Annotated in this window: 14 protein-coding genes; 12 read left to right on the forward strand and 2 right to left on the reverse strand. The window is 59.9% G+C overall.

Annotated features, from left to right (window positions below; translation table 11 throughout):
- Window positions 1–18 precede the first annotated feature (18 nt).
- The 7 genes from HPT29_RS27905 to HPT29_RS27935 all read left to right on the forward strand — a co-directional run bounded on the left by HPT29_RS27905 (window position 19) and on the right by HPT29_RS27935 (window position 7,425).
- Entirely contained in the window at window positions 19–984 is a 966-nt protein-coding gene (locus HPT29_RS27905; protein ID WP_173949831.1) for a quinone oxidoreductase family protein, read from the forward strand.
- 326 nt (window positions 985–1,310) lie between these two features.
- A complete protein-coding gene (locus HPT29_RS27910) occupies window positions 1,311–1,946 on the forward strand; it encodes a response regulator transcription factor (protein ID WP_173949737.1) in 636 nt (211 codons plus the stop codon).
- A gap of 348 nt (window positions 1,947–2,294) precedes the next feature.
- A complete protein-coding gene (locus HPT29_RS27915) occupies window positions 2,295–3,116 on the forward strand; it encodes an alpha/beta fold hydrolase (protein WP_173949736.1) in 822 nt (273 codons plus the stop codon).
- Window positions 3,117–3,142: 26 nt separating this feature from the next.
- Window positions 3,143–4,114, forward strand: coding sequence for an MBL fold metallo-hydrolase (locus tag HPT29_RS27920; RefSeq protein WP_173949735.1), 972 nt, complete (start codon window positions 3,143–3,145; stop codon window positions 4,112–4,114).
- A gap of 17 nt (window positions 4,115–4,131) precedes the next feature.
- Entirely contained in the window at window positions 4,132–4,569 is a 438-nt protein-coding gene (locus tag HPT29_RS27925; RefSeq protein WP_173949734.1) for a DsrE family protein, read from the forward strand.
- 213 nt (window positions 4,570–4,782) lie between these two features.
- Window positions 4,783–6,978 carry a PAS domain-containing protein gene (locus HPT29_RS27930; RefSeq protein ID WP_173949733.1) on the forward strand — a complete coding sequence of 732 codons (2,196 nt, stop codon included), beginning with the start codon at window positions 4,783–4,785 and terminating at the stop codon, window positions 6,976–6,978.
- A gap of 57 nt (window positions 6,979–7,035) precedes the next feature.
- On the forward strand, window positions 7,036–7,425 hold the full coding sequence (locus HPT29_RS27935) for a response regulator (RefSeq protein WP_173949732.1): 390 nt from the start codon (window positions 7,036–7,038) through the stop codon (window positions 7,423–7,425).
- Between the two features lie 42 nt (window positions 7,426–7,467).
- On the opposite strand, the gene HPT29_RS27940 is transcribed toward HPT29_RS27935, so the two are convergent.
- Entirely contained in the window at window positions 7,468–8,097 is a 630-nt protein-coding gene (locus HPT29_RS27940) for an FMN-dependent NADH-azoreductase (protein ID WP_173949731.1), read from the reverse strand.
- A gap of 115 nt (window positions 8,098–8,212) precedes the next feature.
- Between HPT29_RS27940 and HPT29_RS27945 the strand changes: the two genes are divergently transcribed.
- Window positions 8,213–9,148, forward strand: coding sequence for a LysR family transcriptional regulator (locus HPT29_RS27945; RefSeq protein WP_259061087.1), 936 nt, complete (start codon window positions 8,213–8,215; stop codon window positions 9,146–9,148).
- Window positions 9,149–9,545: 397 nt separating this feature from the next.
- Here HPT29_RS27945 and HPT29_RS27950 read toward each other — a convergent pair whose 3' ends face one another.
- Window positions 9,546–10,064: a MarR family winged helix-turn-helix transcriptional regulator gene (locus HPT29_RS27950; RefSeq protein WP_173949729.1), complete on the reverse strand. Its 519-nt coding sequence runs from the start codon at window positions 10,062–10,064 to the stop codon at window positions 9,546–9,548.
- Window positions 10,065–10,212: 148 nt separating this feature from the next.
- On the opposite strand from HPT29_RS27950, the gene HPT29_RS27955 reads away from it, so the two are divergent.
- The 4 genes from HPT29_RS27955 to ribA all read left to right on the forward strand — a co-directional run bounded on the left by HPT29_RS27955 (window position 10,213) and on the right by ribA (window position 13,521).
- Window positions 10,213–10,608: an Ohr family peroxiredoxin gene (locus tag HPT29_RS27955; protein ID WP_173949728.1), complete on the forward strand. Its 396-nt coding sequence runs from the start codon at window positions 10,213–10,215 to the stop codon at window positions 10,606–10,608.
- Between the two features lie 472 nt (window positions 10,609–11,080).
- On the forward strand, window positions 11,081–11,218 hold the full coding sequence (locus HPT29_RS27960; protein ID WP_173949727.1) for a DUF1127 domain-containing protein: 138 nt from the start codon (window positions 11,081–11,083) through the stop codon (window positions 11,216–11,218).
- 82 nt (window positions 11,219–11,300) lie between these two features.
- Window positions 11,301–12,305, forward strand: a complete 1,005-nt coding sequence (gene trxB, locus HPT29_RS27965) for a thioredoxin-disulfide reductase (RefSeq protein WP_173949726.1) — start codon at window positions 11,301–11,303, stop codon at window positions 12,303–12,305.
- Window positions 12,306–12,408: 103 nt separating this feature from the next.
- Complete coding sequence (gene ribA, locus HPT29_RS27970; protein WP_173949830.1) at window positions 12,409–13,521, forward strand: GTP cyclohydrolase II RibA; 1,113 nt, start codon at window positions 12,409–12,411, stop codon at window positions 13,519–13,521.
- The last annotated feature ends 69 nt before the right edge of the window (window positions 13,522–13,590 follow it).

Consider the following 13,590-nt stretch of genomic DNA (forward strand, 5'->3'; position numbering starts at 1 on the left):
TATCAAGGAACAAATATGATGAAAGCCATTGTTCTCGAAACAGTCGGTGGGCCGGACCACCTGCGCTTATTGGAAGTTCCCGACCACGACCCTGGTCCCCATGAGGTGCTCGTCGAGATTGCGGCCGCCGGCGTCAACTACATGGACATCGGTACCCGCGTCGGCATGTACTCGATTGCGCCCCTTCCCATGACGCCAGGAGTGGAGGGAGCGGGCCGGATTGCAGCTGTCGGCGAAAACGTTCGCGATCTCAAGGTCGGCGACCGCGTTGCTTGGTTTTTTGCGGTCGGAAGCTATGCCGAGCGGATTATTGCTCCGGCCGATGCCATGGTTCCGGTGCCTGACGACATTGATCTCAAGACAGCCGCGGCCCTGCTGATGCAGGGCCTGACGGCAAGCCACCTGGTTTCAGACACATACGCCATCAAGCCTGGCGATGTTGCCCTGGTTCACTCGGCCGCTGGCGGCGTCGGTCTGATGCTGACGCAGTTGATCAAGCTACGGGGCGGCCGGGTGATCGGCCGGGTGTCCAGCCGCGAGAAAGTGGAACTCGCCAGGGCAGCCGGAGCCGATCACGTCGTGGTCGACGGGACCGGTGACTTCGCTGACGAAGTCTTGCACCTCACGGACGGAGCAGGTGCGCACGTGGTGTATGACGGAGCCGGTGCGGACACATTCCAGGGATCTCTGGCATCCCTGCGCTATCATGGAGTGCTGGCCTATTACGGCCAGACCATCAAGCGACAGCCGCCGATCGATCTGCTGGATCTGCCCAAGAGCGTGCTGGTCACCTATCCCGTGGTTCACCACCACGTCAGGACACGCTCAGATCTCCTTGGGCGCTCGCAGGCCCTTTTCGATCGCGTCCGGGAGGGCAGCCTTAAAGTACGGATTGGACACCAGTACCCACTCGCAGAGGCAGCGCAGGCCCACACCGACATCGCATCGCGACGTACAACCGGCAAGCTTCTGCTCGTCTCATAATCGGCAGTTGTACCGAGTGACGGAAGCCTGACATTGCCTCGAACCCGGTCTGTTGCGTGGTCGATGGACTGGGTGCATGATAACTCGTCGAACACAGGGATGTCATGTCGTTACCCATCGGAATCGGGTTCTGTGCTGTAAAGCTTTCCGGTAGGCAGTTGTGTGATTTGGTAATCGGATGACGAAACCTTTGGCTGAAGGCGCCACCACAGGGTGAGTTGGGCACCCGCGGTTCTGCATGTTTGAGGGTTCACGTCGGCGGATGCGGGTCCAGGCATGATGACGTATCTCTCGGGAAAAGTCGCAAGAGCCGCTGGTGGAGCGCCATGAGAGAGGAACAGCCGATCGTCTTCGTTGTCGATGATGATCCAAAAGTCCGCAATTCACTCGAGAATCTCCTTGGCTCGGTTGGCCTTGAAGTGCGGTTGTTCGGATCGACGCTCGAATTTCTGAACAATCCGCGCCCCGACGTTCCCGCGTGTCTCGTTCTCGATGTCCGGTTGCCGGGGCTGAGCGGACTGGATTTGCAGCGGGAATTGAACCGGCTGAGCATCGATCTTCCCATCATCTTCGTGTCCGGCCACGCCGACGTTCCCATGACAGTGCGGGCCATGAAGGCAGGAGCGGTCGAATTCCTGACTAAGCCGTATCGCGAACAGGACCTGCTCGATGCGATCCAGGTCGGGATTGAGCGGGACCGGGCCCGGCGCCAGGAACTCCGATCGTTGTCGGGCTTGCAGCAACGCTTTGCTGCTTTGACGCCAAGGGAGCGTGAGGTCATGGATCTCGTTGTCTCCGGCCTTATGAACAAACAGATAGCAGCCAAGCTTCAGGTCAGCGAGATTACGGTCAAGGTCCATCGTGCTCATGTCATGCGCAAGATGCAGGCCAGATCGCTGGCGGATCTCGTGCGGATCGCAGAGCGACTCCACACCGGGCTTGGACAGGCGCCATTAGCATAGATAGCCCGGTCAAGAACCGGCGCCAGTTTGCCAGCGCCTGAAACCGAAAATGTTGGACAGCTGGTTTATTGGTCGTGCGAAGTTGGCAAAGCCGTTCGAACGCGGAAGAGTGCCTTCTCCCTCCGGATTACACTGCCTGAACTGACTGAGGTCTCCCTCCGTCCCGGTTCAATTGGATCATCCGGGAGTGCTCTGATGTCCAAATCAAAGTCCGAAAGGTCCTTGTTGCCATCACGCCGGTCCGTGCTTGCCGGAACAGCCGGCGCGCTTGTCGCACCAGCCCTCATCGCTGCTCCCAACCTGGCAGCAGCGCAGCCTCGTCTCAGCCAGCCAGCCAAGGGGATTCCCATGACGACGATCACGATAAAGGACGGTACGCAGATCTATTACAAGGATTGGGGCAAGGGCCAGCCGGTCGTGTTCAGCCACGGATGGCCCCTCACGTCGGACGCGTGGGAGGACCAGATGTTCTTTCTGGCCAGCCATGGCTACCGCTGCATCGCTCATGACCGTCGCGGCCATGGCCGGTCAAGCCAGCCGTGGGACGGCAACGACCTCGATACCTACGCCGATGACCTTGCCGAGCTGGTCCAGGCACTCGACTTGAGGAGTGCTGTTCATGTCGGCCACTCGACCGGTGGTGGCGAAGTGACCCGCTACATCGGCCGGCATGGAACCTCGCGGGTGGCCAAAGCGGTCCTGGTCGGCGCAATCCCGCCATTGATGCTGAAGACGGAAGGCAATCCAGACGGAACGCCGATGGAAGTGTTCGATCAGCTCCGCTCCAGTGTGCTCGCCGAGCGTACCCAGCTCTGGAAGGATCTGACAATGGCCTTCTATAGCTACAACCGACCGGGCGCCAAGGTGTCGGAAGGAGTTCGTGAGCAGTTCGTCCACCAAAGCATGATGGCGGGCTTCCCAGCGTCGTATTTCTGCATCAAAGCGTTTTCTGAGACCGATCTGACCGAGGATTTGAAAAAAATCGATGTTCCAACATTGGTGGTGCACGGCGATGACGACCAGATCGTGCCGATCAAAGCCTCCGCGTTACGTTCGGTTAAGTTGATCCCGCATGCGACGCTCAAGATCTATGAAGGCGCACCCCACGGCCTTGCGACAACTCACAAGGACCGACTGAACGAGGATCTGCTCGGGTTCATCAAGAGCTAGCGGTCGAGATGGTCGAGGAGGCTGCCATGACCTATGCCAATCATACCCGCTTTACGCGCCGCGGTTTCTGCCTCTGCTGCGTCGGTGCCACGACCTTCGCGGTCTCCGGGGGATGGCTCACGCCAAAGGAAGTCTTTGCACAGGCACAAGGCATTGTCGATATGATCCGATCGGCAGCCGCGAAAGCCCCAATTGAGGTTCATACACTTCGGGGCAATGTCAGTGTTCTTGAAGGATCCGGCGGCAATGTCGCCGTTCTGACCGGACCTGATGGTAAGGTCCTGATCGACGCTGGTATTACGGCATCGCGACCTCGCATGCTTGAGGCCATGAGTGGTCTCAGCCGGGAGCCGATCCGGCACCTGATCAACACGCACTGGCATTTCGATCATACGGATGGCAACGAGTGGCTTAACAAAGAAGGAGCAACGATCCTTGCGCAGGAAAACGCGCGCAAGCATCTGATGTCCGCCCAGAGAGTCGAAGACTGGGATTTCAACTTCCCGCCGTCACCTCCGGCGGCACTTCCCAGCGAAACTGTGTCAGCTGAGAAGTCGCTTCGACTGAACAACGCAACTCTGCTTCTCAAGCATCGGCCTAACGCGCATACGGACGGTGACATCACAGTTGCATTTGCTGAAGCGGACATCTTCCACACCGGCGACATTTACTGGAACGGAATTTATCCGTTTATCGACTATTCGACCGGAGGGAGCATCGACGGGACAATCGCTGCTGTCGAGGCAATTCTTGCCAGCATCGGTGATCGGACGATCGTTGTTCCCGGGCACGGTCAGCCAGTGAGCAATAAGGCCGAACTGCAGGCCTATCGAGACATGCTGACGACAATTCGCGCAAATGTATCCAGCCTGAAGAGGCAGGGCAGGTCACTTGACGACACCATCGCGGCGAATCCAACCGCGGCCTTCGATGCCAAATGGGGGCAGTTCGTCATTGGGCCCGCCTTCTTCACGAAGCTGGTTTACGAAGGTGTTTGACTGAAAGGATCAAGCCTATGTCGGATTCCGCTAACTCTCTCGTCATCGATATCCCCGTGGAGCTGCAACTCGTCAAGTCGGTGCACAGCATCGGTGATTTACAATTTGAGGGCGATCTGCCGGCCTCGCTCTTTCACCTTCAGCTCATCACGGGCGACATCGCCGAATGGCACGCCCAATCCGACGTGATCGCAGTGTTTCATACGAATGCGGGCCATGTGACGCTCAACGATGATGCCTATAATGCCTCGCGTAACATCTCGACGGGAAATCCGTACAAGAACCTGGTCGCCGATTTGACGAGGCGCGGCGCAAAAATCGAGCTTTGTGGTGCGACCGCCAGGGTTAATGGGTGGGCCAATGCGGATCTGCTTCCGGGCGTAAAAATCAATCTGGATGCTATGGCCAGGACAATTCAGCTTGTCCAGCAAGGGTTTGTGAAGATCACGGAGTGATTGGATGCTCACCGTGAGCTGCTCCTGACACTTCCATGGCTCAGGATGGTCAGCGGAAAGGCGTTCAGATATCAAACAAAGGAGAATGCTAGCCGTTGAGCAAGAGAGAGTTTCAACGTCAGCGCCATCGCATCCGAATGTTGTTTAACGAAACATTGCTCTGGTACAGTGCGTGCTCGGTGAGCATGGGCCCGCACACGGAGTACCGTTGCGATGGATCGTTCCATTTCGTTTGGACGGCACAATGTGACAATTGTGCTAGGCTGTACTGGTATGGCGCTCAGTTGGCTGTCCGGCGACACCTCGGGCCTCATCGCCGGGACCGCTCCACTGTACTTCTTGATAGGAAGACAGTCACGGTGGTTCACGATCGGGCTTTGCATTCTTGCCCTTGTCGCCTCGGTGCTGCTTACCAATGCGGCTGGAGCGCTAGGATCCAGTGCTCTTCTGGGTCTATCGTCCTTTGTGGCGGCTCTACTTGCCGTCCGCTTGATTATCCAAGGTTGTGAGCATGATGCTTCTGATCGGCAGGTGGACCGGGAGGCACGGCTGATCGTAGAGAGCATGCCAGGACTTGGATGGTCGACCGATGCAAGCGGCAATTTCATTTACGTCAGTCCAAGCGTTATCGACTATGTCGGCAAAAAAACCGAGGAGTTCAACCGCACTGGGCGCACCGGACTGGAGGCGGTCCACCCGGACGATGCGGAGCGTGTCACCAATGCATGGCTACACAGCCTCCGGACTGGGGAGCCGTTCGAAACGGAGCACCGGATTCGACGGTTCGATGGGGCATACCGTTGGTTCCATGCCTTGGGGCGACCGGTCTTGGACCGTAGCGGCCGTCCTACCGGTTGGTACGGCACAACGATTGATATTGAGGAGCGGAAGCAGGCCGAAGAGACAGCTGCGAAAAGCAAGCAGCACCTACAGGAAATCATTGATACCATGCCGGCCCTGGCATGGACCACCAATGCTTCCGGCGAGGCATCCTATTTCAGCAAGCGAACACTCGACTACGTTGGCTTCTCCAGCGAGGAGTTGTTCAAGGAACCCTTCGCAGCAATGCATCCAGAGGATATCCCTGCGTTCAAGGAGGTATGGGCGCAATCGGTCGCGTCTGGCAAGTCGTTCTCATTCACATACCGACTTCGTCGCTTCGATGGCGAGTATCGCTGGCATGTAGGACGTGCCGAACCCTTGCGCAATGAAGTCGGTTCGATTGTCGAGTGGATTGGTGCGAATATCGATATCAATGAATGGCATGAGGCTGAGGAGGCGCTACGTGCAAGAGAGCTTCAGCTGCGCCTGCTCGTCGATACGATCCCGACAATGGTCTGGTGCATGACCCCCGAAGGGGAGCCGTCCTATCTGAATAAGAAACTGATGGATTATGTGGGACTATCCCTCAACGATCTCGAAGCTCCTGATGGAACCCGCCTCACAGGTGCCATTGAAGCGGTGGTCTTTCCAGAAGATCGTCCTATCGTCCGAGCCAACCTGGAGCATTCCTTCCACACTGGAAAGCCCTTCAGCATGAAATACCGGCAAGTGCGGGCTGATGGCGTGTGTCGGTGGGTCGATGGCCGGGCAGAACCACTCCGGGACGATGATGGCCGGATCATCCAGTGGTACGGCGTTACGGTCGACGTCGACGATGAGACGAGGATGCATGAGACGCTTCGTCTGGCACAGGATCGTCTGGCGCGGGCTACACAGGCAGCGAGCCTCTCAGAATTGGCTGCGTCCATCGCTCATGAGGTCAATCAACCCCTGGCTGCCGTGGTGACGAACAGTGAGGCGGCCTTGCGCTGGCTGTCATCAGAACCGGCTAATGTCGAGCGGACCCGGGTGACTTTGGATTGGATCATACGCGATGCAACGGAAGCTGCCGAGGTGGTCAGCCGCATCCGGGCCTTGTTCAGGCAGTCGCCTCAAACCCAGACAATGGTGAGGATCAACGAGGTCATCGGAGAAGTGCTCCGCCTGATGCAGGCGGAGGTTTCAGGAAAGGGCATCCGCATAGATGTCGAACTGATTCCGGATCTTCCTCCAATTGCGGCCGATCGTGTTCAGATTCAGCAGGTTCTTGTCAACCTTATCCGCAACGGGATCGATGCGATCGAAACCGCAGACGGAGCACGCAAGCTGTTACAGGTCCGGACCCAGTTGGACGAGGAAAACAACATGGTGTGTGTCGAAGTCCGGGACCATGGCTGTGGGATCAAGGAACCTGAGCGGATCTTTGAGGCTTTTTATACAACGAAGGGAACTGGCATGGGCATGGGCCTGGCAATCTGCCGGTCCATCATCGAGGCTCACAACGGTCGCCTATGGGCGGAGCCCGCTGAATCAAACGGATCCGTGCTCAAGTTCTGCCTTCCGATGAGCTCAGGTGAGCTTGAGTAACCCGGGAGACGCCTCAAACTTTGATCACTCCACCCGGCGCACAGGAAAATCGCTGATATGCCCGCTGAGCGTAGATTGGTCATAGCAGTTGTCGATGACGATCAGCGAATTCTCGAGTCTCTAAAGAACCTGTTCGAGTCTGCGGGGTTCGCCGTTCGAACGTATTTGTCCGGCCGGACATTTTTGGAGGATTCTCCTCTCTCGGAGATCGATTGCCTGATCACCGACATTGGCATGCCCGACATCGATGGGTTCGAGCTACAGCGCCGGGTCGAGGGGGCTCGTCCTGACGTACCCATTATTCTCATTACGGGGGATCACGCGATCTCCGCCCGCCAGCGCGCCATAGGGAATGACAAGGAGAACTTCTTTCGGAAGCCCTTTAGCGGTCAGGAACTGCTTTCAGCAGTATGCCAAGCGTTGTCTTCGTCTCGTAAGCTGTCATGAGGCATCATGGTTCCATGGCAATCTCTGATATTCGTCCATGGGTCAGGCCGCCTTGCGGCAGGCCTCTCCGACCGTCTTACCGATCTGCTGACGCACAGCCTCGATCGCCTGCTCGCGGGCTTCCGGTCCGAAAGCCAGCTTCTCCGCCCGCAGGAAGGTCACGTCGGTGATGCCCATGAAGGCGAGAAGGTTGCGAAGATGAGGCTCCTGCGAGTCCATCGGCTGGGCGGGGCCCTCGCTGTAGAGGCCGCCGCGGCTCTCAACGACGAAAGCACGCTTGCCCTTGATCAGGCCCTCGGGACCGCTCTCGCTGTAGCTGAACGTGATGCCGGCACGCAGCACATGGTCGAACCAAGCCTTTAGGGTCGACGGCATGCCGAAGTTGTACATGGGCGCGCCGATGACGAGGGTATCGGCGGTCTTGAGCTCGGCGATGAGGTCGTTCGAAAGGGAGAGGGCATTGACCTGGGCATAGTTCGAAGGCTCGGCCCCGCGCAGCGCCGCGGCAGAGTCGATATCCAGGTGCGGAACTGGATTGCGGCCGAGATCCCGGGCGATGACTCGCAGGGCGGGATCATGGGACCGCAGGCGGGCGACGGTTTCCTCGACAAGCTGGCTGGACACGGAGGCTTCTCCGAGTGCGCTGCTGGTGATCACGAGAGCTGTGGACATGAGACAATCCTTCCGAGGGTTCTGGTCCGTGCGGTACGACCGAGGTAATAGTTCATCGGATGCATCAGAAGGCGCATACCCGGCACCATGCTGTTGCCGTTGGAGGAACACTGCCGTGACCGAGCTGGAGGAGCTGAGGACTTTCGTGGAGGTCATCGAGAGCGGCGGCCTCAACCGCGCCGCGGCCCGCCTGGGGGTCTCGAAGTCCATCATCAGTCGGAGGATCACGCGTCTGGAGACGGATCTCGGCGCACGGCTGCTCAGTCGCAGCACGCGCGGCATCATCCCGACTGAGGCTGGCATCGAGTTCAAGGCGCGATGCGACCGGATCCTGGCGGACCTCGAGGAGGCGCGCGATGCGGTGGCGCAGCAGGGGCGATCCGTGCGCGGGCGTCTGCGCCTGTCCGCACCGCTGGCATTCGGCGTGCGGCACCTGGCGCCGGTCCTGGCGGAGTTGGCACGACTCCATCCCGCTCTCGAACTGGACGTGTCTTATACCGATCGGGTCGTGGACCTGATTGGCGAGGGGTACGATGCCGCGGTCCGCATTGGCTCCCTCAGAGACTCCAGCCTTGTCGTTCGCCGGATTGCCCCTGTTCACGCAGTACTGGTCGCAAGTCCCGATTACCTGTCCCGTCACGGACAGCCGGGGACGCCGCAGGATCTCGTTGGCCACGAATGCCTGATCTACACAGGCAGCCTTGTGCCCGAGTGGCAATTCCTGTCGGGCAAGCGCCGGTTCTCGATCCGCCCCGAGGGAAGGCTGAGGTCGGACAGTGGGGAGGCCATTCTCCAGTGGGCGATCGCGGGCCTTGGGATCGCGGACGCTCCTTCGTTCCTGGTTGCAGACGCCATTGAAAGCGGTGCGCTCGTCCCCCTTCTGTTGGACCATCCGCGGCCCGAGTTCGGCATCCACGTCGTGCGGCCGCCGGGCACGCATGTCCCAGGCAAGGTGCGGGTTCTGATCGATACGCTCGCCGAGCGCTTCGGCGGCACGCCGGACTGGGATCGCTGCTTAGTCAGCTCCGGTGACCAGAAGCATATCGTCTAAGACATTTCCCAGGAAACTGGTCTATCGACGTGATCGTCGGCAGTCGATAGGGGAGATGTGTATGAGCATCGAAACATCCCAGCGAAGTGACTTCGGGAGGGAAAGCCCAAGTCCAACGCAGGGACCGTGATCGGCTGCGGAGAGTAGGCCCCGATGGCCGACCCGGTAATTTACTATGTTAAAGCCATCTCGCCTGCCCATCGCCATGTGCGCTAGAACACATGCCGGTGATCATCAGGCTCTGTGGCAGCCTTGCTCGGTTGTTCTCCGGCGATGCCCTCAACGTCTCTCGGACGGACGAGGGATCGGACCCCTGAGCTTCAACGGCTCTATTAGGGCGCTGGCGACGCCAGCGCATCCCGGTCTGGAGCCTCGGATTTTGCCTGTTGGAGACCCCCTATCGACTTGTTCCCTCTTCACCGGATTCGGCTTGCGTGGCGCGTAGGAGGTTGTCGCGTATCGTCACAACGGTCGTCTGCGCTGCGGAAAAGTCCTCTCCGAGCCCCGTGGCATTAGCCAGTGCCGCTCCAGGATCCGTCGCAACCAATTGACGTCCCTCAGGCGTCAGAGTTACCCGCACCTGGCGTTCGTCGGCGGCGTCGCGTTGACGTCGAATGTAGCCGATTGACTCAAGCTTCTTAAGGATCGGTGTGAGCGTGTTGGACTCCAGGAACAGCTTTTCGCCGAGCGCCCGAACAGTCTGGCCATCCTCCTCAGAAAGGGCCACGAGAGCGATGTACTGGGTGTAGGTCAGGCCAAGCTTGTCCAGGAGCGGCTTGTAGGCGCGACCGAAGGCCAGGTTCGCCGAGTAGATCGCGAAGCACAGGTAGTTCGCAAGCTTCTTGCTTTCACTGGTGGCCGGCCGGGAATTCGGCCCGGACAGGGACGGGGTCTGAGTTGGGCGTTGGGTAGGCATAGGCATCCCCATGGGCTTTGCTGTTCGAGCTACATATAAATCGCATGCGATCAAATCGGAAGTGCTTGACATAAATATTTCCGAAGCCTATTTGCATCGCATCCGAATTGATCGGAAACGATCTAATAAACTCAGAAAGGATAGTGCGATGACTGCCAAGGTTCTCTTCACCGGAAAGACCCACAATACCGCCGGGCGCGACGGCGGGACGCGCAGCAGCGACGGCTTCCTCGACCTCAAGCTGTCCCAGCCGCACCCGGCCGCCGAAAACCTGTTCGGCGCTGCCTGGTCGGCGTGCTACATCGGTGCGCTTGAACTCGCCGCCGCCCAGAGGAAAGTCACCCTCCCGACTTTGCCGACGGTTGATGCCGAGATCGACCTGGTCCTCGACAGCGGCTCCTATTTCCTCCAGGCGCGCCTCGACGTCAGTCTGCCGGGGATCGATCGCGAGGTCGCGCAGACGCTGGTCGATGCGGCGCACGGGATCTGCCCGTACTCCAAGGCAACGCACGGCAACATCAACGTTGAGACCAATCTGCTCTGAACCGGATCGGCCGGGCCCGCCTCATCGGCAGGCCCGGCTCCTACACGAGACGCATCGCAGTCCAGCGCCTAATCAGCAAGGCATGACGTCCCGTTTGCCGATGCACGCCGATCTGGAGGACACTCATGGTCAGCACCCCAATACAGTTGCCCGATGTGGAGCAAGCCTTCCAGGAGCGGACGATCGAACCCCATCAGCCGCTGTGCAATGCGAGCTCAGCCGACCGGTAGCCTTGTTGCCCACATTGCTTTCTGCTGTCCTCGGGTATCGTGACGAAGGCCGACACTCCGAATTCCTGATGCTTGGCGCAAGGGTCCCCTGGTCCAGCGCGAGGCGGCCACGCTTACTGCCATCAAGCGGGTGATGGTGCAGCTCTTTCACTGAGTCTTGGGCCTGTTCTGTAGCCCAGCCCGCTGGCAGGATTGCCACCATCGAACGAAGCCATTGCTTCAGCTTCAAATGGAGAATTTACATGTTCGTCGCTATTGTTCTTTCCAGGATCCATGCCTTCCAGCGGTACCGTGCGTCCGTCCGTGAGCTGTCCCACTTCTCCGACCGCGAACTCGATGACCTCGGCATCTCCCGCTACGAGATCGACACCGCCGCGTAGAGCCTCGCATGCAGCAGCCGCGGCTCCCGTGCCTTCCGACGGGTGCATTCATATGACCCCTTTTTATTGTTGAGATCACTCTATGACCACACATCGCACCGAGGTCCTGATCATCGGGGCCGGACCGGCCGGCTATACCGCCGCCATCTATGCTGCCCGTGCCAACCGCAAGCCGCTTCTTGTGACCGGCATTCAGCCGGGCGGCCAGCTCACCATCACGACGGATGTCGAGAACTACCCTGGATTTGCGGAGCCCGTTCAAGGGCCATGGCTGATGGAGCAGATGCGGCAGCAGGCAGAGAATGTCGGCACCACTCTGGTGTACGACACCATCACCTCCGTTGATCTCTCCAGCCGCCCGTTCCGGGCTGAGGGCGACTCCGGCGATACGTACATCGCTGACGCCCTCATCCTTGCAACGGGCGCTCAAGCTCGCTGGCTTAGACTGCCCTCAGAACAGATCTTCAACGGGTACGGGGTCTCGGCCTGTGCAACCTGTGACGGGTTCTTCTATCGAAACAAGGAGGTCGTCGTTGTCGGGGGTGGCAACACAGCCGCGGAGGAAGCCCTCTTTCTGTCAAACATGGCCTCCAAGGTTACGATCATCCATCGCCGTGATCGCCTCCGGGCAGAGCCCATCCTTCAGGACCGTCTCTTGGCCAAGCCGAATGTCGAGGTGATCTGGAACCACGTCATCGACGAGGTGATCGGCAAGCAGGAGCCGGTGAAGGCAGTGACTAGCGTTCGGATCCGTGACGTGAACACGGGCGTGACCAAGGAGCTCACCACGAACGGGCTTTTCGTTGCCATCGGTCATGATCCCGCAACCAAGCTGTTTCGCGGTCAGCTTGAAATGGACGAGGCCGGCTACATCAAAGTCGGCTCCTGGTCGACGAAAACCTCGGTCCCCGGGTGCATGGCCGCCGGTGATGTAATCGACCCGGTGTTCAGGCAGGCCATCAGCTCCGCCGGAATGGGGAGCATGGCGGCCCTGGAAGCCGATAAGTTCCTGGCCGAGCATTCTCCTGACCCAATCACTCGTTCGATCGAGAAGCGTGAAGAGCAGATGGCTGGCGCGTGGGCCTGAGCGACGAACCCATCGAGCGCTGAGCATGAGGGGCGCCGCACGTGGGCGTGCCTTATGTCAGTCTCGCGATCTGCAAAGCTACATTCGATAGGTTAGATCAATGATGCGCCTGACCTTGAGCCTGTCCGACAACCCCGCCACGACCTTGGTGGAGCGGGCGATCATGGAGTTCCGCAGCGCCCGTCCCGTCGTGATCGACGGGGCAGAGGGCAGCGCGCTCGTGGTCGGCGTTGAGAACCTCGGCGACGCGATGAGCGCCGAGATCGGGGCTGTGGCCGGCAGCCATGCCTATCTCGCCCTGCCGGGGGCAAGGCTGCGCCGCCTGGGCCTCGAGCGGGAGGTGCCCGGCCGGGTGGCCCTGCCCGTGGTGGACAGAGGCCGCGTGGAGGCGCTCGCCCTCAAGGTCGACGGCCGCATCGACGCGCCGGTCCGCGCCGCCGATGCCCTCGACGAGGAGGCGCTGGAGCTTGCCCGTCTGTCGCTGGTCCTACCGGCCGTGATCGTGGTTCCGCTGGCGGCGGGCATCGAGATCGACCCGTCCCTCGTGCGTGTCTCCGGCGAGGCCATCCGGGGTTACCGGAGCGCCAAGGCCGCCGATCTGACAATCGTCAGCCGGGCCCCAGTGCCGCTGGAGGGGGCCCCCACCAGCGAGTTCGTGGTGTTCCGCGGAGGCGAGGGCCTGCGCGACCAAGTGGCGATCGTCGTCGGAAAGCCTGATCTATCCAAGCCCGTCACCGTGCGGCTGCATTCGGCCTGTCTCACGGGCGATCTGTTCGGCAGCCTGAAATGCGATTGCGGCGACCAGCTGCGTGAGACCGTGCGGTTCATGGCGCAGAGCGAAGGCGGCATTCTGCTCTATCTCGACCAGGAAGGGCGCGGGAATGGCATCGCCAACAAGATCCGCGCCTACAAGCTTCAATCCCAGGGCTACGACACCTATGACGCCGACGAGGTTCTGGGCTTCGAGGCCGACCAGCGCCGCTTCGATTTCGCGGCTGTCATGCTGCAGGAACTCGGCGTCGGCACGGTCCGCCTGATGACCAACAACCCAGAGAAGATCGCAGCCCTCACCAAGGCTGGGCTCGAGGTGATTTCCGATCACCGAGTGCTGGGCCGGCCCACGGCGGAAAACGTCAGCTATCTGGCCGCCAAACGCGACCGCGCCGGACATTACATCGACCTCGAGGGCATGCTCGCCCGTAAGAACAAACAATGACGGCGTCATCGAACCACCAGCGTTGCTGGAACGGTTCAGCAGTCTTACCGATTGATCCACTGCAGGAAG

Origin of the sequence: Microvirga terrae (genome assembly GCF_013307435.2) — a bacterium.
GTDB lineage: Bacteria > Pseudomonadota > Alphaproteobacteria > Rhizobiales > Beijerinckiaceae > Microvirga > Microvirga terrae.